At 49.7% G+C, this 24,600-nt stretch carries 15 protein-coding genes and 1 pseudogene; all 16 read right to left on the reverse strand.

Annotation, left to right across the window (positions count from 1 at the left end):
• Positions 1-6: 6 nt before the first annotated feature.
• The 16 genes and pseudogenes from SYN_RS12285 to SYN_RS12360 all read right to left on the reverse strand — a co-directional run bounded on the left by SYN_RS12285 (position 7) and on the right by SYN_RS12360 (position 24,560).
• Complete coding sequence (locus SYN_RS12285) at positions 7-1,230, reverse strand: glycosyltransferase family 4 protein (RefSeq protein WP_011418493.1); 1,224 nt, start codon at positions 1,228-1,230, stop codon at positions 7-9.
• The gene (locus tag SYN_RS12290; protein ID WP_158302977.1) at positions 1,215-3,365 is read right to left on the reverse strand and encodes a heparinase II/III family protein; all 2,151 of its coding nucleotides are present in this window, start codon (positions 3,363-3,365) and stop codon (positions 1,215-1,217) included. Before SYN_RS12290 ends, SYN_RS12285 begins: the two co-directional genes overlap by 16 nt.
• Positions 3,362-4,459, reverse strand: coding sequence for a non-hydrolyzing UDP-N-acetylglucosamine 2-epimerase (gene wecB, locus SYN_RS12295; protein ID WP_148202651.1), 1,098 nt, complete (start codon positions 4,457-4,459; stop codon positions 3,362-3,364). The genes SYN_RS12290 and wecB overlap by 4 nt, the downstream gene beginning before the upstream one ends.
• Complete coding sequence (locus SYN_RS12300) at positions 4,459-6,570, reverse strand: bi-domain-containing oxidoreductase (RefSeq protein ID WP_011418496.1); 2,112 nt, start codon at positions 6,568-6,570, stop codon at positions 4,459-4,461. Before SYN_RS12300 ends, wecB begins: the two co-directional genes overlap by 1 nt.
• Positions 6,567-7,706: a glycosyltransferase family 4 protein gene (locus tag SYN_RS12305; RefSeq protein ID WP_011418497.1), complete on the reverse strand. Its 1,140-nt coding sequence runs from the start codon at positions 7,704-7,706 to the stop codon at positions 6,567-6,569. Before SYN_RS12305 ends, SYN_RS12300 begins: the two co-directional genes overlap by 4 nt.
• Complete coding sequence (locus SYN_RS12310; protein ID WP_011418498.1) at positions 7,703-9,046, reverse strand: hypothetical protein; 1,344 nt, start codon at positions 9,044-9,046, stop codon at positions 7,703-7,705. Before SYN_RS12310 ends, SYN_RS12305 begins: the two co-directional genes overlap by 4 nt.
• A complete protein-coding gene (locus tag SYN_RS12315) occupies positions 9,043-10,293 on the reverse strand; it encodes a lipopolysaccharide biosynthesis protein (protein WP_148202578.1) in 1,251 nt (416 codons plus the stop codon). The genes SYN_RS12310 and SYN_RS12315 overlap by 4 nt, the downstream gene beginning before the upstream one ends.
• Complete coding sequence (asnB, locus tag SYN_RS12320) at positions 10,290-12,212, reverse strand: asparagine synthase (glutamine-hydrolyzing) (RefSeq protein WP_041585095.1); 1,923 nt, start codon at positions 12,210-12,212, stop codon at positions 10,290-10,292. The genes SYN_RS12315 and asnB overlap by 4 nt, the downstream gene beginning before the upstream one ends.
• 1 nt (position 12,213) lies before the next feature.
• Positions 12,214-14,409, reverse strand: coding sequence for a Gfo/Idh/MocA family oxidoreductase (locus SYN_RS12325; protein ID WP_011418501.1), 2,196 nt, complete (start codon positions 14,407-14,409; stop codon positions 12,214-12,216).
• Between the two features lie 12 nt (positions 14,410-14,421).
• Positions 14,422-16,422 (reverse strand): alginate lyase family protein, encoded by a 2,001-nt coding sequence (locus tag SYN_RS12330; RefSeq protein WP_011418502.1) that lies wholly within the window; start codon positions 16,420-16,422, stop codon positions 14,422-14,424.
• A gap of 182 nt (positions 16,423-16,604) precedes the next feature.
• Entirely contained in the window at positions 16,605-18,293 is a 1,689-nt protein-coding gene (locus SYN_RS12335; RefSeq protein ID WP_083756498.1) for a nucleotide sugar dehydrogenase, read from the reverse strand.
• A 77-nt stretch (positions 18,294-18,370) separates the two neighbouring features.
• Positions 18,371-18,517: pseudogene (locus SYN_RS17105) on the reverse strand (ORF6N domain-containing protein); the annotation flags it as partial.
• 114 nt (positions 18,518-18,631) lie between these two features.
• Entirely contained in the window at positions 18,632-20,161 is a 1,530-nt protein-coding gene (locus SYN_RS12345; protein WP_011418504.1) for a mannose-1-phosphate guanylyltransferase/mannose-6-phosphate isomerase, read from the reverse strand.
• A 619-nt stretch (positions 20,162-20,780) separates the two neighbouring features.
• The gene (locus SYN_RS12350; protein ID WP_011418506.1) at positions 20,781-21,323 is read right to left on the reverse strand and encodes a hypothetical protein; all 543 of its coding nucleotides are present in this window, start codon (positions 21,321-21,323) and stop codon (positions 20,781-20,783) included.
• 71 nt (positions 21,324-21,394) lie between these two features.
• Complete coding sequence (locus SYN_RS12355; RefSeq protein WP_041585097.1) at positions 21,395-22,558, reverse strand: DegT/DnrJ/EryC1/StrS family aminotransferase; 1,164 nt, start codon at positions 22,556-22,558, stop codon at positions 21,395-21,397.
• An 88-nt stretch (positions 22,559-22,646) separates the two neighbouring features.
• Complete coding sequence (locus tag SYN_RS12360) at positions 22,647-24,560, reverse strand: polysaccharide biosynthesis protein (RefSeq protein ID WP_011418508.1); 1,914 nt, start codon at positions 24,558-24,560, stop codon at positions 22,647-22,649.
• Between the last annotated feature and the right edge of the window lie 40 nt (positions 24,561-24,600).

Raw genomic sequence — 24,600 nt, forward strand, 5'->3', positions numbered from 1 at the left:
ATTGATTTAAGGTTCTCCTGCAAGCGTGCATGCAAGACGAACGAATTCCACCGCCTGTGTGGAACGATTGAAGTGTTTTGCCACATAATTTCTGGCGGTGGCTCCCATCGCTCGCGCCTGCTCAGGATGCAAGGCCATCCATCGCACAGCCTTGGCCAGCGCTTTGTCATCACCGGGCGGCACGAAGATGCCCCCGCCGGCGGCTTCGATGACCTCCCGGATTACCCCATCGATGGCCAGAATACTCGGCCTTCCGGCCGCCATGTAATCGAAGACCTTATTGGGATATGTCGTCCGGAACATGGGTATGTCCATCAGAATGGCCAGGCATGCATCCGAGGCCGCCAGGATGTCCGGCATATCCGACTTCGGCCTTGAACCGGCAAAGATGACATTGGGAAGATTCATTTCCTCGGCCATGCTTTCCAGGTTCTGTCGCTCCTTGCCGTCGCCTACGAAAAGAAAACGAATATTCTCCAGATCCCGCAACCTGTCTGCCGCGCGCAAAACCGTCGGAATGTCATTGGCCATCCCCAATGCTCCGGCATAAGTGACAACGAAGCAACCATCCAGTCCCAGTTCCCGTCGCACCTTTCCACCCGCGGCTTGGGGATTGAACAGCTCCGGATCCACTCCATTGGCGACAAGACTGATCTTTTCCAGGACGATGTCTTTATTATGAATATAATCGCGATAAGCCGGGGAATTGACCAGGATATGATCGGCGCGGGCGTACAGAAAATTTTCCAGCCAGCGGGAAAGTCTGATCAGAAAAGGATTTTTCAATACTCCCATGTCTATGGCAAATTCCGGCCAGAGATCCCGGATTTCCAGAAGAAACGGTTTTCTCCGCAGCAGGGCGACGAGCCACGCAGACACGGCCTGGAAAATAGACGGTGAAGTCCCCATGACCAGGTCCACAGGACCAGCCCTCAAGCCCGCCCACACCGATGAAATCATGAAGCTCAGGAAAGAAACGATCCGCCAGACAAAACTGCGATGAACGGAGGGGTAGGTATAAGCTCGCAGAACACGCACCCCTTCAACATTCTGCTCCGTTACCAGGCCGTCGCGCTCGACGACGGGCTTTCCCGTCAAATAGCTCAGGTCGCTGGCCACGATGGTGAACTGATGTCCTTCCCGCAGCATTCGCTGGGCCAGTTCGAAATGGCGGGTGCCGCCCGCCTCGGAGGGAGATACAAAAGCCTGGTGAATCAGGAGAACATGCATTCGTTCAGTTCCAATCTATCCGCTGGATTTCCTGTAAGGTTGATATGGGCAATCATTGGAGAAGTTCCGTCCGGTGATAAAAGAAGATCAGCCTGCCAGGTTGGCGACCTCAGAATCACATGATCCTCAGATTTCTCGACGCAGATCGATTCGGGGCTGAACAGCGTCCAGAAGAACGTCTGCGAACCATGTACGGTCAGATCCAGCGAAAGGGCCGGTTCCCGGTAGTTGTAATAAGGCGCCCGCCACCCGCGGGGTGAATCCTCATCGGCACAGACAAGCGTATAAGAACCGTTCCGGGGTTCTGCTCCCGCCTGAAGGTGATAGTCCCCGGCTTCTGTCCGCAGAGTCAGCAATCCAATGGATTCGTCCCACACATGGTTAAAATCAGGCAAAAGCCAACGGAGGCGATAACGGTGCGCCTTTGAACCCGATAACCGATCTATGACCAGCCAGCTCTCCGGCCCCAATTGCAAAATCCCACGCCGATGCTCCACAGGTGACGGCAGCCGCAGGTAACCATCATGTGTCCCCTCCCAATAGGCCAAATGTCCTGTCTCAGAGCGCTTCATGCAACGGACTTTTCCTTTCAGCCAGGGAAACCAGAGAAATTTTCCGGCACGATCCATTTGATCCCGGTCATCCACAGTGACGGTATTATGATAGGCCGTATGGGCCAGGGGATTATTCCAGGGTTCCGGCGCGTTGTAACTGTATGTTCCCGCATCCAGGGCAATATTCTGGCCCTGCCACCAGAGATCGCAATGCAGAATATCGGCCTGTCCCGGACGGTCCCGGAAGGTTGCGCAACGGGTAAAAGCAAACCCGGTATCGGCACGCAGGACATAGTAACCACCATCCGGCGCTGCAAAATCTTTTCTCGTTCCGGTTCTCACAGGCGCAGACAGGGCATTTGGACCGAACAGCCACAGAAGATCTTCGTCCCAAGGCCCGCTCTCAAACAACCGTTCCCAGGTGAAGTAATAATGCGTCGCCTGCACCACGGGCCGGAAATCAAGATAATCGCAGTTGTTCAACGGCAAAATCAGCGCCCCGTCGTTCTGCCCGCACCAGGGCACACGGCCGGTTGCTTCATCCTGAAGTTGATAAATCCACTCGCCGGCTTTCGCTACCCGATCCTTCAACTCTTCGCTCAAGGGTTGCCAGTTCAAATCCCCAAGGCGAAAGGCCCACAGATAATCATGCAGCATCAACCGGTGATAATTCACGGAATGCTGGCTGAACGAACCATCCTCGTAAATCAGGGATTTTCCCTGCTCCTCCAGATAACGGCGGCCCTTTTCCCGCCATCGTTGAGCATTCGGCAATTCGGTGAAAAGCAACCCAATCGTCCACAGACCAAGCGCTTCGCTGATCCCATGATTGTTACGCTGACTGAGGGCGTAGGCAATGTTGCCTTCAATCCTCTCCCCCGAAACCGCGATCATCCCGGCCAGCGATGCCAGCCGTTCAGCGGTGGTTGCCTGCGCATTCAGAAATCCATGAAGCCCGAAACACCAAGCCATAACCCGGAAGGTAATTTCCTGACCGCATTTCCAGTTCGGGCCAAGGTTAGGCTGATTGTTAAGCCGCCAGTCTTCAAGCAATCTCCAGAAAAGCTCGGGATAGGATTCATCACCGGAACGCCAATAGGCGCGTACAAGAGGATAAACAAAAGAGAATCGGCTGAGCTCCCAGATCAGCTTTATATCGCCGGCGCCGAAATCACTTATTTGGCTCCAGTGTTTGTCTGACGGCGCGGCGTCTCCCGTGGCGGCATTTACATTCCAGCGGGGCGGAAATCCGGCATCAATATGATTATGGGAGAATTGGCTGAATATGCCTTGCTTGATATTTTCAGCCTCGTGAATAATGCCCTGAGGCTCAACTTCGTTATCAAATGAATTTAAAAGGGGTTGAAAATCAGTGCGTGAATCAGGAGAAAAGAAAAACCGGCCATAAGAGTGGCGGGATTCTTTAGAGAAGTCCCGATGCGCATCCCAATTTCCAGGCGGCATTTTCTTCTCCAGCAGGCCGCCATTCTGGAGCAGGCTATATTTCAAGCGAAACGCCAGCCAGGAGGGACCGAAATACCGGGTGGAAAAGAGCAGCCTTCGAAAAACGGAAGGGATCATGAAGAGAGCTTGCTGACGAGGATATCCACGATCCGCTCGGCAGTTTTTCCATCCCATTTCTCAGGGATGTCGCCCTTTTTCCAATTTCCTGAAAACAATTTTTCCATCGCCGGGGCAATGGCTCTGGGATCCGTGCCGATCAATTCGTTTGTCCCAATGCTGATCGTTTCAGGTCTCTCCGTGTTGTCTCTCACGGTTATACACGGAACGTGCATCACCGTGGTCTCTTCCGTAATCCCGCCGGAATCCGTAATGACGGCTTTGGAATGTTTCACAAGGTAATTGAATTCGAGGTAGCCAAGGGGTTCGATCATATAAAGATTGGGCGCCTGGATTCCCATATTCTGCAGAATCTTCACCGTTCGGGGGTGGACCGGGAAAACCAGGGGTAGGCCCCTTGAACTGAAAATGATCACATCAAGCAATTCCTTTAGTTTACTTTCCTCATCGACATTGGCAGGCCGATGCAGGGTCACGACGATATAGCTGCCCGGCTCCAGGCCTGCCCGATCCCATATTTCCGGTTTTCGAAAACGGTCCATATTCCGGAGCAGACTGTCGATCATGGTATTGCCCACAAAAAAAATCCGATCCTCAGCCACGCCGTTTTTTCGAAGATTTCTGTTGGCAAACTCGGAAGTTGTGAAAAAATAACTGGTCAGGCTATCGGTAACGATGCGGTTGATCTCCTCAGGCATGGTCCAGTCCCCGGAACGTATCCCCGCTTCCACATGGGCCACATCGACCAGCATTTTGCGCGCGACAATGGAACAGGCCATCGTGGAGGTCACATCTCCCACGACCATGCACAAGTCAGATCGTTCCTGCCGCAACACGTTCTCATAGCCCATCATGATCGCCGCGGCCTGTTCAGCCTGAGTGCCACCCCCAGCCCCCAGGTTGATATCGGGATCGGGAATACCGAGCTGCTCAAAAAAGCTTGCGCTCATGTTTTGATCATAATGCTGCCCCGTATGGATGAGGCGATAACGGAGAGTTGCGCCTTCCTGCTGTCTGGCCTTTATGGCGTCGACAATCGGTGCGATTTTCATGAAGTTGGGCCGTGCACCGGCGATGAGGTCGATTAATTTGATCAAATCTTAACCCATTCCCCTTTTTTCAGGCTCTCGATCGCCGCGAAAGAGGCCAGGGTCACGTTTTCGATCTCAGAAAAGGGGATCAGGGCTTCCCCGCCATGGTTCAAGCGATCCGTAAGCAGTTTAAACTGAGTTTCATGCCCTTTATCAATAGAGGTTTTCAGCCCCTTGAATCCGGAAAAACCATAGGCCTCGGTTTTTCGGAAATTATCCATGATGGCAATCCGTCCCTGACTGTAGACTTCCACCCTCTCCTTGGAATAGGCCTTGTGCCCGTTGGCAAAATAATTGATCACGCCATTGGAACCGTTGGCAAAACGCAGCAGAAGTGAGGCATTATCTGTATTTTCCTTTGGGTTGGGACCCAGTGCGTTCATGCAGACCCCCTCGATCAAACTGCCGGTCAGATAAACCAGTAAGTCCAGATAATGACAGGCCTCGCCGATAATACGGCCGCCGCCGATTTCCATGTCATGGACCCACACCGATGGGGAAATGGCACCGGCGTTCATTGTGGCAACAATACTGATTGGTCCCGGCTGATCTCCCAGCGCCTTTTTGATGGCTTGGATATGAGGTGAAAACCTGCGATTAAAGCCCACTGTCAGACTGTTGCTCCCCTTCAGGTAAGTCGTCCTAATCTCCTCAAATTCCGTTGGGGTCAATGCCAGGGGTTTTTCCACAAAGACATCTTTACCGGCTTTCAGGCATTCGACCACCATCCGGGCATGGAGGTTATGCCGCGTGGTTATCATAACCATGCTCACCGCAGGATTCGAGAGTATTTCCCAGTAATCCGTAGTGCTGCTGGCTATGCCATATGACTTCGCCAGATGCGTTCCCGACAAACCATTAGCCGACGAAATAAAGCTTATCGGGGTACCCGCTTTTTTCAACGCGGGAAGCACAGTCATTTTGGTGAAGTTACCCGCACCGATGATGCCCAGACTTTTGCCTGCATTAAAACTTTTGGAAATGATAGGAATTGCCCGTTCACGTTTATCCGAACCGGAATAGACCAAAATGGACGCAATGGAATGGGATCGCCCGATACTTCCATAGATCTTCTGAAAATCGTCCAGACGGACTCTTTCCGTGATCAGGGATTTGACGTCAAGCAGACCCGAGGCAATGGCCTGCAATACGGCTTCGAAATTACGTTTCTCCGTCCAGCGAACAAAGCCGATAGGATAATCCTGCCCCTTTTGTTCATAGTTTTCATCGTATCGTCCAGGACCATAGGAGGAACTGACCTGAAACGTCAGTTCTTTCTCATAGAATTCCGCACGGTTGAGATTAAGCCCCACCACTCCGATCAGGATGATACGACCTCTCTTTCTGCTCATGCGGGCGGACTGCGAGATGACGTCGTCCGTCTTGGCCGAGGCGGTAATGATCACGCCATCAGCTCCAATATCGGCAGTCTGCTGCATCACCGCTGCAACCGTATCCGATTCTCTGGGATCGATGGTCGTGCAACCCATTTGCCGCGCCATCGCCAACTTTGACGGATCGAGGTCAATACCGATTACGCGGCAACCGTTAGCATTCAGCAATTGAGCGGTGATGAGTCCGATCAGTCCTAATCCGAACACCACAATGGTTTCACCCAGGGACGGCTGGCAAAGCCTGATGCCCTGCAGCCCGATAGAACCAATCACGGTAAAGGCTGCTTCTTCATCGGATACGGCATCTGGAATTTTCGCCGCAAGGTTCTGTGGCACACATACGTATTCAGCATGCGGCCCATTGGAAGCCACCCGGTCACCAACTTTAAACTCAGATACGCCATCCCCCGTTTCCACCACCACGCCGGCATTGCAATAGCCCAAGGGAAGTGGCTCATTCAACCTTTTAAAGACCGCCTCCAAGGTCGGCAGCAGTCCCTCTGTTTTAATCTTATCCAGAACTTGTTTGACCTTGTCTGGCTGCTGCCTAGCTTTCTGGATCAGACTTGCCCTGCCAAACTCAACCAGCATGCGCTCTGTCCCAAGAGAAACCAAACTATGGGTGGTCTTAATCAGAACTTGGCCAAGACCTGATTTCGGCACGGGTACTTCTTCAAGGAATGTTTCACCGGTCTTGAGGTTTTGAATGAGCTGTTTCATTGTAATTCTTCTAATTCTTTATACATTTGTATCAAATGCTTTGCCTCGGCTTCCCAGTTGTAATGTTGTTGCACAGCTTTCTGAGCGCGTACGCCCATTTCATGAATTAAATCAGGTGAGCTGACCAATTCATCAAGTTTCTTTGCTAAATCAGCCGGATTGGCGGTGTCAACAAGTAGGCCACACTTGGCTTCCTTGACGAATGGTGCAACTTCCATTGCAAACTCAGGACAGATAACAGCCATACCAGCAGCCATATAATCAAACATTTTATGAGGCATTGCATAAACGTGGTTAAGGATTCCGGGTTGAAAGACAACAAGTCCGATGTGGGCCTGCATAAGGTGTTTAAAAGCATCTTCAAAAGGCATCCAATCGTACACAACAACGCGATCATTTAACCCATAAGCACTGACAACTGAATCGAAGTCTGCGCGAGACCCATCATTGAAATCACCAATAACCACAAGACGCACATTTTTTTGCTTCATAGTCTTTAAGGCTTCAAGGGTTTGCGGCCAACCACGAATTTTACCGAACAAGCCAAGATGAATAAGGGTTACATCACTTCCCTTAGGCACTACTTCTCGTACACCCGTAAAGTTTATCCCAGACAAGGGCGTGAAATTGCGCACAAGTACTTTTTTGCTGTCGGAATTTGGAAAATCATCAGATACACTTTTTTTGGCAAGAACCAAACGGTCAGTGAAGGGAAGAAACAGGCGAAAAATCAGTTTCACAAGTGAAGAAACGGCGGGCTGTATCCATTTTGGAAACCTACTTTCAGCAAAAGTGCTTGGATAGTGTTCATGAACGTCAAACACACACAGTTTTTTTCTTAATATTTTTAAAAGTACACCAACAAACCAGGAATCAACTTCATTACAGTGATAAACATCTGCATTTATCTTATTCGCCATCCTGTATAGTTGAAATATTTGTAGGAGGCGACCCTTGATACCCGATGGTCTACAATAAGGCACAATCTCAACATCATTAAATACACCGGAATCTGATGCTGTACCTGGACAAAGATGTAATACTTTGTATCCATTAGATGACAGCGTCACAGCCTCTTTATCAAAAACACGTTTATCATGTGGCGGGTGCATGGAGGAAACTAAACAAATTTTCATTTACAAATTGTTTGCCTATTTTTAATCGGAACTTCGTGTGAAGTGATGCCCGCGAGCCACACTAAAAGATAAAAAAACCAACCATAACCGAATGCCGCACGAAATAGGCTAGATTGGCTTAAGTAATAAATGAAAATAAACCCTGAAACGACAAAAAAAACACGTTGTGTACCAGGGCAAGTACAATAAGCAATATAGTCCATCAACAATATTATTATGGCTATTAGAAATGAGTATATTAAAGCGACAAACAAGCCGCCCTGACCATAGGCGTCAAAAAAAACGGATGCAGCAACCGCTCCCCCTTCCATCCCACTATAATGCATGAAAATAACCCCGGTATCCCGAAAAAGCTCTGTATCTAACAAGCGACTAAACATGCCAACATTTGAAAGCCCATAGAAGTCATGGCAACCAGGGAAAAAATCTATATACATCGCAGCAGGAATTGAAAGCCTGCCGATTAATCTAGTGAAAACAATCTCACCTATTTTTGGAAATACATTCAATAAATTATTTTCAAATCTATAGCCAGTATATAAATAATAAAAAACAAAAAGCATAACTACACAAATAAGAAGAAAAAGCTTTTGTTTTTTAAGTAAGTCAAAAACCTTTAAACCAGTCAAACGATCTGTAATACAAGAGTGCTTCCATAAAAAATAAGCTACACCCATCGCACCCCAAAAAACCAATAGAGGTCTTTTTTGAAATGTCATAAGTAGGCACATGGTTACAAGCAAGAACAAAATTAACAAAATAGTAAAAGTCCATGTCTTTCGTTTTTGAAGGTGTAACAGCAAAGAAAGCATAGCAGTAGCTGGTAAAACGTTGTAAATCATAATTGTAATTAAATAGTTTGATGTTGAATCTCTTCTGAGGTCGACGAAATCACTCATTTCCACAACACTAGAAGCTAGCAATACGCAACTAAATGAGTCAATATTTTCGGCTAAAAACTTTATAGACAAAATCGATGCTAAAATTGCAAGAACAACAACGACAGAAGATCTGACTCTTGTTTGCCTTTTTGCATGCTTTTCAATCTGTCTACCTTTTCGTGTGCTGATTAATGTCATTAATGTAAAAAAAAGTACTACGACAGTATTGCAGATCAGTAGTAAATAATTAGCAAATTTAAAATCACTATCATTTATTGAAGATAAATTGAACGATGTAAAAGTATTGCTAATATATTCACTACCAAGATATGGAAAAATGCATAGGCCAATGCCGATGAAAATAAACTGAAACAGCACAAAAAAGAACAAAAAATAACCGTTTACTTTAGATGAAAAATATAAAAGTACACACCATGGAAGTAAGAACATCAAACTCAAGTTTTTCTCCTTGAGTTCAACAAATATGTTAAACAGAAAATAATACCTGATAGCATAAGAGTCGAAAACATGATTTTAGATCCGTAAACTACTGCTCTTATATCTCTATATTCACATATTGCATAACCATATAATAGACCAATCAGAGCCAATACCAAAACAATCAGATTACAAGGCAACATGTATCTCAACTCAATATGATTACGCAGGGAATAAAACAGGCATACAGCAGGAGTAAAAATCATCAACTCATCCAGTATGGATACAACTTTGCTGAAAGAATGCGGCAACCAAAGCGTTATTAAAAATTCACCCACGGCGTAGTAAGCTGCTACGGCCACCCATCCGCCCGCAAAACTCAGTAACCCAAGAAGAAAAATGCGTCGTTCTTCTTTGACACGATCATGTTGATAACTGTTTGCGCGAAGTGCAAGCACTTGTGCAACTGGCATGATTAATGTTTGCGCTATCCGCAAGACAGTGTATGCGATAATAAGGTGGCCTGCTTGGACGGGGGAACCTTTAAGTAACCAAGGTCCTATTGTCATAGTTCCCATGTCTGCAAAAGCTGTCAAACCACGGGTTAAACCATAGAAAAAGACGGGTCTATCAATTGACCAATTATTATTAATGGATACATTTTTATTAACAAATCGCCTTCCAAAGGCAATCAAAGAAATCATAGAGACAAGAAGCGTTAGAGATGACAAACAAAGTGCAAAAGACGTATTTGAAAGTTTATTTCCTATCAGAATGCATAAAACAAAAATAAGGCTTCCATTTAACCAATCTACCATGTTGGATTGAACAAGTTTAAACTCCACAAGCCATGCCGAACACGCCAGAAAGCCAAAAGCCATACCTGAAACATAGAGAGCAAAAGACCATGCAAGGGCTTGGTCTGATGCGCTAAAAAGAAAAGAGGAAAACTGAGGTCCATATATGGCTGAAATTAAGAATAAAGCTGCACTCAATGCCACTACCCATTTCACAAAAACCCACCACAGGCGTGATCTTGAATCTTTATCTGGGTTTGAGGGGTAGAATTTCTGGAGACTTTGGGAAAATCCCAGTTGCAAGAGATTCCCCCAAAAAGTAACCTGCCTACGCAGCAAAAGCATCAATCCCATCGTCCCTGAAGACAACATGAAATCAGCAAGCCATATGCTCAACAGTAGGAAAACACTTTTAATAAGGGTAAAACCAAGATTAATAGATACTTGGGATCGAGCAGCGAGGTAGCTCATGAGCATGAAAGCTCTTTTTGCCAAACTAAGAAATTATAAACAACCCATAGTTGGAAAGCTTCATTAACTGTTCGAAGCCCGTATTTCAATTGATACTCGAGCTGCCGGCGGTCAAAGATGCTTGCACTATCAAGAAAATCTTCAGCAAGCAAATCAAGCAAAGCATCACCCAGCTCCCCCTTGAACCATTGCTGAATCGGCACACCAAATCCTGTTTTTGGCCTATAAATATCTTCTTTACTGACATATTTAGTTGCCAGCTTCTTGATAGGCTCCTTAGCCACCCCATTCCTGAGTTTGTAAGAATCAGGAACTCGCATGGAAAAATCCATCAAATCACGATCCAGAAATGGCACTCTAACTTCAACTGAGTTTGCCATGGCCATTTTGTCCGCCCGCATTAATAGCAATTCGGGGAGGCGTAGTTGCAGTTCAATAAAAGTCAATTGTTGCAAAAAACTGGCATTGGGACATTCATTTTGAATCTTCGTGTAATAAGGTGCTACTACATTAAAAGAGTCCAAGTTTTCTATCGCATGGCGTAGTTCTGGTGCTAAAATACGCTGTTTTTCCATTTCGTAGTAAGCCACGGCAGAAGACATAAAAAGTTTCTGCCCCTTCGCGCGGCGAACCAAGACGTCAGAAATTTTACGAGACTTTGGTGAATTGCTGTAGGATAATATATTGGCTCCGATATGGCTTAACCAACAGGGTAATTTGCTTAAAGGCTGCCATAAAAAGGAATGATGCCTGAGAAATCGCCGATAATTGTCGTATCCACAAAAGAGTTCATCGGCTCCCTCGCCTGCCTGCAGTACGGTGACCCCTCTCTCTTTAGCGAATTTGGTCACAAAATAAAGAGGGACTGAGACAGGGTCAGAAACAGGTTCATCTTGTAACAGTGCTAATTTCTCAGCCGCAGCCAAAAGATCAGCTTCGTTGATGCGCATTTCATGATGATCGCTACACAACCGCAACGCCATTTCGCGAGCAATAGTCGAATCATCGTGGAAACTTCCGGCATTATCCATCCCAATGGTAAAAGTCTTTACTTTTTCAGGAGATATCAGTTTACTAAAAGAGCAGAGATTTAACGTCGAATCTACCCCTCCAGAAAAAAGGACACCAACAGGGACATCCGACATCAGCCTTTTTTTCACTGAAGACGCAAATAAAAACTCAAGTTCGTCATCGAATTCCTCAAAACTACGATGCGCCTGAACCTTTGGAATAGGTAACCAATATTTCACGAAATGAGGTCTATATCCCTTTTGGGGCTCTAGAGTCATCATACTTGCTGACTCAAGTTTATATACCCCTTTTACTAATGTCTGGGGCGGCGGAACTACCAGAAATGTTAGATAATGATAAAAGGAGGTCAAATCAATCGACTTGTCGATACTTGGATACCTGAGTATCGCCTTAATCTCTGATGCAAAAATTAAACGACCATCTACATAGGTATAGTAAACCGGTTTAACTCCAGCCCTGTCACGAATAAGAATAAGGCGCCTCTTCTCGCAGTCCCATAATCCCAACCCAAAATCACCGTCCAAATATTCGTAGAACAGTTCACCATATTCCTGATACAGATAAAGAATTACTTCCGTATCAGAGTTGGATCGAAAGGAATACCCCCGTGCCACCATATCTTTGCGTAAGGTTGTGTAGTTATAGATCTCACCATTGAACGTTAACCATACTCTTTCGTCTGGGGTGGACATGGGCTGGTGCCCGGCCTCACTAAGATCAACGATGGCAAGTCTGCGATGTGCCAGCCCGCACTGCCCGTCAGCCTGCACCCAAACTCCTGACCCATCCGGTCCGCGATGAGTCATGGATGAAGCCATCATAACCAGCAAAGACTGATCTATGGGGTTGCAATTTTCAACATTAATGATGCCAAGAATCCCGCACACTTTAAAGAATCGCACTCACTTGCTTTGTTGTATTGAAAATAAATGCCATGTCTATGGTTCTATTAGTCTCAGCGCTTTTTAGTGCAGCTTCCGTAATAGCTGTCGCCCATAATCCAGCCACCGCGTTAGCACCACCTCCGCCATCACCATTTTTTATAGCCCGAGAAAATTCCAGTATGGCCCCATGTTGTCCCTTGTTTTTCTTATATTTGCGAGGTGCAGCAACGCCACATCCAAATGACTTAATCATTTTATAGTCGTCCATCACAATAGACCTGCCATTACCAAACAACTCAAAATGTTCTTTCCCAAGCCCGGTATGCCCAACCGTTGTATAGACGACATTGGCAATAGAGCCATCTTCATAGCGAATAGTGACACTGGCATTGGGGTTAAGGACATTTACTTCCCCCAAAAACTGAGCACTGACAGTGACAGGGTTGCAATCCATCATCCAATTGGCCAGATCGAAAAAATGTACGCCCTCACCAAGCAGCCGTCCCCCCTCTTCTACTGTATTCGACCAGTGATTGCCCACTTGGCCAACATTTACACGAACATTAAACAACTTACGGCCTATTCCTACGGCCCGTTTCATCTCTTGCAAATAAGGAGAAAAACGCCGGTTAAATCCGACTCTAAGAACGAGCCCAGTCTCCTGTTGTAATGAAACAATTTGCAGACAGTCTGCCAAAGTAATCGCCATTGGCTTTTCCACAAAGACATGCTTTCCCGCAGACAAAGCAGCCAACACGAGTTTTGCATGGCTGGCATGCCGGGTTGATATGACTACTGCATCAAGTTGTTTATCGGATAACATCTCCGATATATCAGATGTAGCGTAGGCAGCTTTCACTTTCTTAGCCACCACAGCCGCAGTGGCACCTGACTTGCTGGACAATGCTCGAATAATCACATTTTCCAGTTTTTGAATGTTTGGCACGTGAACATTTTTTGCGTAGCCACCAACACCTATCAGGCCAATTTGCAGACACTTTTTATCTTGAGCAAGGGTATTGGTATCATAGCGACAAATAAAAGCGTGTTGCGGCAACTGCGGCTGAGGCGGCAGGTGATAATCAAGCAACACACCATAGACATCGGAGTTGCCTGCCTTGATAAGCGAATAAGCCTTTTTGGCATCTTCGATCCCAATTTTCGCTGATACAAGATCACCTAAATCTAATCGTTTTTCGGCAAGGAGATGAATAAAAAACTCCAGGTTGCGTCGTTCAGTCCAGCGAACATGGGGCAAAGGATAATCTCTACCACCAAGTTCGTAGTCTGGGTCATAGCGGCCGACACCGTAGGAACAGGAAAGTCGTACCTCCAGCTCCTTGGAATACATTTTGGCCCGTTCAAGCTCTAAACCAATATCGCCAACCACAGAAACCCGTCCACGCTTGCGGCACAGCATGAAAGCCTGATTAATAACGCTATCAGCTTTTCCTGAGGCGCAAATCACAATGCCATCAAGGCCGTTGCCGTGTGATGCTTCCATTGCAACGGATACCGGATCAGTTGAAGCAGAGTTTACAACTAGGCTTGCTTGACTGTGTCGTGCTGCTTTAGCAACCCGGTGATCGGAAATATCAAATCCATAGGCTTGGTACCCCATTACTGTTGCCAGACGGAGGGCAATCTGCCCTATCAACCCAAGACCTATGACACCAACCCTCTCACCTGGCGACAATTCAAGGCGTCTTATTCCCTGCATGGCAATGCAAGCGATTGCAGCAAACGCAGCCTCATCAAAATTGACGTTATCAGATAAAGGTACCGCGAGGTTTTTCGGCACAACAACATATTCGGCATGGTTGGCAAAACCGGTCCCCATGCAGGCAACCCGTTGGTCAGGCTTGAAACCAAGATCATCTTTGTCTGTTTCCAAAACCACGCCTGCACAACTGTACCCAATGGGGGAGTAGTCGTTGAGTTTATCCCGTATAAGCTTGAGCGTATTGGACATCCCCTGACCTTGAACCATAGCCCAAACTTGGCCCATTTTGTCACGGGAGTTCAAAGCTTTTTCGTAAAGACCCTGTACACCACTATGCTTGGTTACTGCAGCTCCTTCAGTCCCAGCGCTAATTAGCGAATAAGCATTGTGAACCAGTATTCCACCACTCAAAAGACTAGGTATAGGCACATCAATAATGTCAATTTGTCCTTGCCCAGAAATAAAAACCTGTTTCATATCAGTACATTACTATTGAATTCGGTAAAATTTAAAATTACAGCAAAAATCCCCAGATGAAAGGCGGCCATCTGCGCAAATTGACCTGCCAGTTTGTTCCTGGCCATAACCACAACTGAAAAGTGATTCCTTAAGACTAAGTGGAAGATCCGATGTTATTTGAATTGAGTTTTTTATACCGAGCAATAATTCATTGGCTGACTGTCGCACACAGTTCTGATTACCTATTGGAAAATGCCATCTTATTTTGGCATCATCGGTAGGAACATGAATCTCATCACAGATAAAGATTTCTTGTCTGGAGGGGTTTATTACAAATTTCCTACGCACCTTACTGCCAGAAGCAATTCGGCTATATCCATTATGACCGGCACAGATTATAATTTTTTCGCCATCTTCGGTAACGGAGACATCTATCGGTTGAGCATCATTGGAAATAAGCCAGTGGCCCGCAAATCGTGCGATTTCCTCTCCAAACAATTCAATGGTCGCATGACTCGCAGTGCTCCGATACAAAGTTTTTTTATCTAAATCAGACGTATATCCAGAACAGCCAGGATCAAGGACAACCGGTTCGCCACCGATATAGAGCTCAAATGCTAGTAAGTCGTTATGACCATGCCCACCTCTTCCCCCCATACCAACTTCCCCCACATCGACCATTAAAAAGAAGCCCTTGTCTTGATCTCGCACAATGACATAACCGCCATTAACAAAATAGAACAATTCGTGAGAGATCGGTGCGGCAGGTGTTGCTCTGCAGCGCCCCAAAAGGAATAAGGGGGTTAGTTTCTCCTCTTCTCGAAATGCAACACTGCCTATGTTTTCATTAAAAAAGGAACGGGCTAATTCAACTACCGCCCCATGGCTATGTGGATTATGAAAATTGAAGGGTAAAGCTACAGCATCATCATTGTCCCCAAAGTTAGCCGCAAGGTTATCAGGCCTGATCAAAGCGTCACTAAATCGCGCTGCCTCAACAAGTCGTGCAGATGCTTCTTTATTAAAGGGTATACCAAGCCTTTCTCGGGTAATCGCAGCAATTAAAAAAAGTTCAAGAACCAATTTGTGATATCCACAAGATTTTTCAAAATTAACACCATCTGGTAAAAATTGAAGAAATATCTCTTTATCCAACCAGCGGATTGAATAGCGCATCCACCTTTCTCGTCGATAACCACGTTGTCCGAGCACAGCTGCCGCCAATAGCAATGCCACAATGTTTGCAGTAAAATGGTTACCACGGATATCCGTAAACTCTCGATTATGCCAGACAAAAAAACCGTGTTCTTTGAGCATTATTATTAGCAAACGTTTGAGTTTTTGAATTTCATCTGACAAATCGCTTGGCGCATCATGTGCAATTAAAGTTACAAAATCCAGCATCAGAGTTAAATTGACAATACGCATGGAGGCTTCCATGGCGTACCAATTTACGCTATTAGCTATAGGATTTTCATCACGCCATCGTGAAAGAAACTTGTTGACCCAACATAACGCTTCAGAATCCTCACCTGAATACCAGTGCCATGCAAGAACGGGCACTAAATAGTGAAAGCGTGAAAGCTCCCACGGAAATTTCACATCATATGGTTCAGACTTTTGCTCATAAAAATTATACTGCTTGTAATATTGCGGTTGCCATTTTTTCCCGAATCGCCAATCAACAGCAAAATCGCAACTGGTTAGTTCTGGTACAGGGTGGCTAAAAAGAGTAAATTTGGATGCCCTAACGTTATGCGCTAAAGACTTCAATTCATTTTGTTGAATATTAGAAAGAATGGGACGATTGGAAACAACTAACAAAGGATCTATGCAGATATTAGTTGCAGTATTATTTTGTTGTGCTGTTTCTGAAAAACGCTGCCACGCTTTAGTCTTGGCCATCCATTTTAATTTTAGATATTGCAATACCCTGAAACAAATAACGCGAGGTGGTTTTGATAGAGATCGTCTAAATAAGTCTATATCCCCAATAATAATATCGTTATCTCCAAATCCATCTCGTATCAATAACCACCTTCTCCTTCAACAGATTTACATTAACCTTCTTAAACTCCATGTGTTTCACTCCATCAAGAGCAAACATTTGGAAATTCTATATTTTCCCCTTTTCCTATACAGAGTAAATTCCTTTTTCAGAATCTTTACTGTGTTCGGGTAATTATGTTTTTAAATTTACAGAATCAAACTGATTAAACCCTCTTCACCCGATCCTTGATCCGTTTGACATGCCCCCGTCCCAGGCCCTTCACTTCGCAGCCCAGTTCAAAGAACCGCTGAATCTTCTCGTCATCGAGAATGCCGAAACAATCCACCACAGCAATCGGCCGTCCGGCCATGCGGACGATCTCATCGGGCGTTAACGTCAGATAGAGTTGATGGCGAACAGCCAGGACCACGGCATCGGCGCCTTTCAGAACGGTCTCTAGATCTTGCTGTATCCGGAGTTCGTTCAGTTTTTCCTGATTCCTGAAGAAGCGAGACCAGGAGTGGCCGACGGCCGGATAGGTCTCCTGCTTTTCAAACTCCCACCAGTGCTGGACGTAGGGATCATGAACGGCAATCTCGCCGCCCATCTCCGTCAGCTTGCGGACCAGGATCTCCGAACCGCTGTAGCGGGTGTCTCCCACGTCTTCCCGATATGAGGCCCCCAGGATGGCAATCTTCGAGGCCGCGACGATCTTGCTCATGTTTCGCAGGGCATCCCGGACCAGTTCCGCGGCATGGAGCGCGCGGGTGTCGTTGATATCGATGGCCGCCGGCGTAATCTTGAAGATGTCGTCCTCGAATCCCATGAGGGTGCGATACGCCCACACCCCCAGGCCGCCGTCCTTGGGCAGACAGTAACCGCCGATGCCGGGACCGGGGAAGATCATATTGGAATGCGTGGGCCGCATCTTGATGGCGTTGATAACCTTGATCAGATCCACGCCGTTGCGTTCGGCGAACAGGCTCCATTCGTCCAGGAAGGCCAGGAGGGTCGCCCGGTAGGAATTTTCCACGATCTTGCAGGTCTCGCTTTCAATGGGACGATCCAGGACGGTCAGGGGATATTTTTCCACGTTGAGGATTTCCGACAGGAACTTGCGTACCCGTTCCCGGGCGGTTTCGTTAATCCCGCTGCAGACTCGCCAGAAATCCCGGATGGAGGCCACATACTCCCGGCCCGGCATGACCCGTTCGAAGGAATGGGACAGGAGGGGTTCGGCATCAGTGAGGCCCCGCTTTTCGAAGGCTTTCTTGATGATGGGGTAGGCGATGTATTCCGTTGTCCCCGGAGGAACCGTCGTCTCGATGAGGACCAGGCATTCCGGTTGGATCTTTTCCCCGATGACGCGCAGGCTGTCTTCCAGGGCGGCGATTTCCGCATGCCCTTCCCGGACATTCCCCAGGCATTCCTTGAAATAGTCGCACTGGACATCGACGACCACGACATCGGCCAGGGAAAGGGCATCTTCGGTGAAGGTGGCCGTCAGGGTCTTTTTTTCGTTCACGCAGCGGGAGATCAGGGGAACGACTTCCGGATCTTCCGCCTCCACGGGAGCGACGCCGCGGTTGAAGAGGGGGATCTTCCAATAGGATCGGACCGAGGGGCGCTGCATTCCGATGACGAATTTTGAGGGCTTGCCGGTGGTGCGATCGACCGAATCAGCCACCACGCCCGCCATGACCGCCCCCACAAAACCCAGGCCCATGACAACAACGATCTCCCGGCCCAGCTCGCGCTGTTCCTGAACGAGCTGTTGCAGGCGCTCAAATTCCCGGGGATAGTCTTCCGGTGAAGGCAGAGGGAAGCTTTCACCGGCAGGGCTGGTTGAAGAAAGGGCGTTGAGGGTAGCTTCCGTAGGACCAATAGACAGAATATCGCTGGACGAATTCATAGGACTCCTTCCTCGCAGGAATGGTGTGGGGTAAATTGGATTGCGCACCAAAGACGCCGTCGATTAATTCTCCGCTTCTTTTCAGGATTATTCTTTACCGCTTCATTAATGCGTTTTGTCTCAACTCCATATATCGCGGCAACATCAGCATCCAGCAATACACTTTGGCCTCTGAGTTCAACTATGCGATCCATCAAGTTTTCAAATTTCACAAGATCATTCATGACAGTCCATTCATTTCATGGTCTTTTTGCATTATCGAAATCATTGGAGAGCGGATCACACAGGGAGCGCCCGGATGGCTTCCCGGGGAAAAGCAGGGACAGCGCCTGTTTTTTTCAGGAAGCGGAGCACGAAAAACAGGCGCTGCCCCTATTTATACTTATACGGCCGTAGCGGTCTTCCAGGCGGACGATGTCGTCCTCGTCCAGGCAGGAGCCGAACTGGACCTCGATGATCTCCAGGGGGGCCTGTCCGGGATTTTCGACGCGGTGCTTTTCACCGGCGGGGATAAAGGTGAACTGGTTCTCCGTGAGAAGGACGGTCTCCCTGCCCAGCGTAACTGCGGCGATGCCCCGCACTACGATCCAGTGTTCCGAGCGGTGGCGGTGCACCTGCAGGCTGGTCATCGCTCCGGGGTTGACGAGCATGCGGTTCACCTGGACCCCATCGCCCTGAGCCAGAGAATCATACCACCCCCAGGGGCGAAAGACCTTGCGATGGGCGGTCCCTTCCCGGCGTTCCTTCGCTTTGAGGGAGGCGACGATTTTTTTGACGTCCTGGACCTTATCCATATCCGCGACAAGAACCGCATCCGGGGTTTCAATCACAGCCAGCAGATCGATACCGACACAGGAAACCAGGCGAGAGGTGGAAATCACGAGAGAGTCTTGGGAATTTTCGAGGAGCACATCCCCGGATGCGGCGTTGCCTTCTTCATCTTTTTCGCTGATGCGCCAGACGGCATCCCACGCGCCGACGTCGGACCACCCCGCATCGAGAGCGACCATGACACCGCGGATGGATGGATCGGCCAGGGCGCGGAGATTTTCCATGACGGCATAATCGATGGAGTCGGCGGGGCATTCGGAGAAGGATTCGGAATCCAGACGATGGAAATCCAGGTCGCGCCTCCCCCGGAAAAAGGCGGCGCGGCAGGCGGCCAGCATGGACGGCTGAAGCTGCTCCATCGTTTTGAGCCACGTTTCGGCCCGCACGAGAAACATGCCGCTGTTCCAGCAGTAGTCGCCGGTGGACAGATAGGATTCCGCCGTCGTGAAATCCGGCTTCTCGACGAAACGGAGTATCGGGAACGTCTCCTCGGCAAAGGGAGAGTCCTGATCCGCCTGGATGTATCCATATCCCGTTTCCGGCCAGTCCGGAACGATGCCAAAGGTGACGACGGCCCCGGAAAGGGCGGGAGCGATGCCTCTTTCGACGGCCTGATGAAAGGCTTCCCGGTTTTTCACCAGGTGATCGGCGGGCATGACCAGCAGGAGGGAATCCCCGCCGTTTTCCGCCGCGGAAAGAGCGGCGACGGTCAGGGCCGGAGCGGTGTTGCGGCCCTGGGGTTCCAGGATGATGGACGCCCCCGCGCTGCCCGCCTCCTGCAGCTGCTGGGCGACGACGAAGCGGTGGTCTTCATTGCAGACCACAATCGGGGACGGGGAGAGGATTACATCCGGACAGGCAAAGCCTTCCAGCCGCCGGATCGTTCCCTGGAGCATCGTTTCCTCTCCCGCCAGAGGCAGAAGCTGTTTGGGGTACTCATCCCGCGAAAGCGGCCACAGGCGGCTTCCCGCCCCACCGCAGAGAATCGTGGGAATCAGCATTGTTTCCGCGCAATTCAGATTTTGTGAGTTTCGCATAGTCTCCCTCAATAAATAAGGACAGCGCCCAATGATTTAAAAGGGAAACAGGAATCCATGCCTGTTTCCCTGCCACAGAAGATAAGACACCTGAAAATCAGGGATCGGAATTAGAAAACAGAGGGAGCGTCCGGAGGGCTTCCCGCTATGCCGCCAGGGACGTCCGGCCCGGTGCTTCCGCGCGTTTGATATTTATTTTTTTATGAATGATTTTGAATGGATAGGAATTTGCCAGGGATGAAACGAAGGTAAAGCTCCGCTGTGTGGGTTACATAAACCCTTACTTTAAAAGCTCCAAAATCTTATTTTAAAATAATCCATTTACTTAGTTTATCTAATCCAAAAACTTAGGCCGCCTACCTAAAACTACTTAGTGTATTTGTCAAGTAAAAAGTTCAAAAAAAACGCCGGTCCCGGACCATCTGATCCGAAAACCGGCGTTTTTAATGTGTAAATAAAATAAACAGGGACAGCGCCCTGTTTATCACAGTCTACTTTTCAAGCTCTTCTTTTTTCATGGAATACCCCTGGCGGAAAAAAGTCCCTGCATCAAATTCACGAATTCTTCCCGGCAAATAAAATGGACACGGTTTCTCGTCGTGCCTGTTCCGGTCTTGTCCTATTTCTGATCGGCCGTTCGCCAGGCGGCGATGAAGCGGTCGACGAGGCGTTCCGTTTCCCTGTATATGCCATCGAGATTGCCGATATGGACAACGCCGGTCGAGTTCAGGGACCACGTATCGGCGAGCGCCCGGACGGAAGGGCGCGCCTCCATGCAGACCACCTGCTGGAGTTCGAGCGTCACATCGTAGGCGAACCAGTATTTTTCGTTTTCATGAGAATTCACGTTCAGGTACAGGACAGGCTGACCGCGCGTCTTGAGCCATTCCTCCCGGGAAAGGGTGCGGATGCCCCCGGCCCGGAGGCGCTTTTCGACATTTTCCTTCAGCCGCGCCCGGCTTAATCCGGCCTTTTTCAGATACCTGTCATATTTTGTGATATTGGGCTGCAGCTCTTCCACCAGCACGTAAACACCCGGCAGTCCGGCCAGTGTCTTCCGCGAAAGTTCCGAATCCTGGGCGGAAGCGGGAGGCAATCCAGCAAACCACGCGAACGCGATAGCGATAATAAGTGAACAGAGAGCGAATTTGCACTTCAGCATTTAATGATGACCTCCTTATTCAACGTCCCCCTTTGTATCTTTCCTTCTCAAGGAAATTTCACCCTCAGTTTCTAAATCCCGTTGATTGCATCGGCAATGAGCTTCTGATCGTCCTCTTTCAGGTAGGGGTGCATGGGGAGGCTGAAGATGCGCCGCGCGCAGTCGTCGCTGACCGGTAAATCATCCGGACGATAGCCGAGGAAGGCAAAGGCGTCCTGGACATGCAGCGGTTTGGGATAATACACCATCGTGGGGATGCCCTCCTTCTGCAGGGCGGCCTGGATGGCGGCGCGGTGCGCGTTGTCGCGGGCCAGGATGGAGTACTGCGCCCAGACGGAAAGATACCCATCCGGGACATAAGGCAGCACGAGCGACTCGTTCTGTGCGAGCAGGGCTGAATAGCGTCCTGCGGCCTGCTGGCGGAGGATTGTTTCCTCGGGAAAGAGGGAGAACTTGGCCAGCAGGATGGCGGCCTGAAGCGAGTCCAGCCGGCCGTTGATCCCGACCCGGACGTTGTTGTACCGGTCGCTGCCCTGGCCGTGAATCCGGATGGAGCGCATGAGATCCGCCAGGGTGTCGTCGTCGGTGAAGCACATCCCGCCGTCGCCGTAGCCGCCCAGCGGCTTCGCCGGGAAGAAGGACGTGCAGGCGATGTCGGCCAGCGCGCCGGCTTTTTTCCCCTGATATTCCGCGCCGAAGGACTGGGCCGCATCCTCGATGACAAAGAGGCCGTGCTCACGGGCAATTGCGGAAATCCGGTCGTAATCCGCCGGCAGGCCGAAGAGATCCACGGGGATGATCCCTTTTGGAGTCAGCGCGGCGCTCTGCGAGGCGGCAGGCAGGGGATGGAGGCGGGGATCGTTCTGCTTCACGGCCTGGATGGCCTGCTTCAGCTTTTCCGGATCGATGTTGAAGGTCCGGGGATCGATGTCCACAAAGACAGGGGTGGCCCCCAGCAGGGCGACCACTTCCGCCGTGGCGATGAAGGTGAAGGGCGTGGTGAAAACCGCATCGCCCGGCCCGACCCCGTAAGCCATCAGGGCCAGCAGAAGGGCGTCCGTCCCGGACGAGCAGGCGATGGCGTGCCTCACGCCCGTGTACTCGACCAGGGCCTGTTCCAGCGCCCCGATTTCCGGCCCCATGATGTACTGGCCGTGATCCAGCACTTTCCGGATATTCTCTTCAATTTGCATGCGAATTCGCTGCTGCTGTGCGGGCAGATCAATAAAGTTCATAAAGCTCCTCTCCTTGTTCAACGTTTTATGTTCTATCTTCTACGTTCAATGTTCTCTGACGCGGCAAATCTCTGTAACCGGCAGCGCCCTATTTCTCATAATGGCGGACGTATTTTTTCAGGAGCGTCCTGACGGCTTCGGGGCTGTCGGGATCGAGGGATTTGACGGCGCTGTCGAAATCAGCAAGGATCGGGGTCAGGTCGTCCAGGGAATACTTCTCGCTGTTCCGGGCGACGAAAATTTTTTCGTGGCGGCTGGCGACGGTCCCCTCTTCCGCCGTGAGAATTTCCTCGAAAAGCTTTTCTCCCGGCCGCAGACCCGTGAACTCGAATTCAATGTCCTTGTACGGCTCCAGCCCCTGGAGACGGACCAGCTCTTCGGCCACCTCGAGAATTTTCACCGGCTCCCCCATGTCCAGGACAAAGACCTCCCCGCCGCCGCCCATCGTCGAGGCCTGCAGGACCAGGGACACCGCCTCGGGGATCGTCATGAAATACCTCAACATGTCCCGGTGGGTGATGGTCAACGGCCCACCGTGCTTGAGCTGATCCAGAAACAGGGGCAGAACGCTCCCCCGGCTTCCCAGCACGTTGCCGAACCGGACGGAAACATATCGCGTCGACTCGCCGCCCTCCTTCCCGCTGCCCGCTTCCTGGAAGGCCCGGCAGATATGCTCGGCCATCCTTTTCGTCGCCCCCATCACACTGGTCGGACGGACGGCCTTGTCCGTGGAGATCATAATGAACTTTTCGACGCCGTAATTCTTCGCCGCCTCGGCCAGGGCATGCGTCCCGAAGATATTGACCTTGACGGCCTCCTTGGGGTTGCTCTCCATCATCGGGACATGCTTGTACGCGGCCGCGTGAAAAACGATCCGGGGGGCGTAAGCCCGGAAGACCTCATCAAGCCTTCCCCGATCCCGGACGTCGCCGGTCACATACTGAATCCGGTCTGACAGCTCAGGAAACAGGCGCTGCAGTTTCAGCCCGAGGTTGTGGAGTTCCGTCTCGTCGATATCGAACAGGACCAGGCAGGAAGGGGAAAAGGAACACACCTGCGTGACGATTTCCGACCCGATGGAGCCGCCGGCGCCGGTCACCATGATCGACCTGCCTGTCAGAAAGTCCCGGATTCCCTCATAATCCACGGTGATGGCCTGACGTCCGATCAGATCCTCGATGGCGATATCCTCCAGGGCCCTGAGGTTGATCTCCGGCCGCTCGAAGTTGTAGATCCGCGGGACGAATTTGATGGTTTTCACCCCGGCCCGCCTGGCCGAATCGTACAGCACCCGGAGCTTCTTGTGGTTGAGGGAGGGGATGGCGATGATCACCGCTTCGATGTCATTGCGGGAGATCAGGGTTCTCAGCTCGCCCAGCCTTCCGAGGACCTTGACGCCGTGGATGTAGACGCCGATCTTGCGCGTGTCGTTGTCCAGCAGACCGACGGGATAAAACGCCGAAAAGCGCTGCTTTGCCATGTCCCGCAGGATCATCTCGCCGGTGTTGCCGGCTCCCAGGATCAGAGTCCTTTTTCCCGTCCGGACTGATTTTTTCCCCCGGATCACCTCCAGGTAGACCCGTTTCGCGACCCTCATTCCACCGATAAAGAACAGTGAGAAAACGCCGTCCACGATGAAGATCCGTTTGACGTAGCCTTCAAGGGGGAACTGGATGTGCCAGAACTCGGGAATGGGAATGGGAAAACTGGCGACCATCAGTACCAGGTCGGAAATCATGACCGCCGCCATGATGTTGGTCAGATCGGAGACCCCGACGTAGCGCCAGGTCATCCGGTATCCCCGGAAGACGGCAAGGAAAAACAGTTTGACGGCAAGGAAATAGGGCAGGACCGGTTCCATCAGCCTGATGTAATCGACCGCCTGGCTGAAGTTGAAGTGAATCAGGAAGGAAAGATAGAGGGACAGGCAGATGAAGAAAATGTCCCCGGATAAAAACAATAAAAGCCGCTTCTGCGGCGTCGGCGTCATAAGACTGCGCATGGTTTTTTGTTTAACCCCTGCTTGACGTTGCCTGTGGCGA

It is taken from the genome of Syntrophus aciditrophicus SB, assembly GCF_000013405.1.
Classification (GTDB): Bacteria; Desulfobacterota; Syntrophia; order Syntrophales; family Syntrophaceae; genus Syntrophus; species Syntrophus aciditrophicus.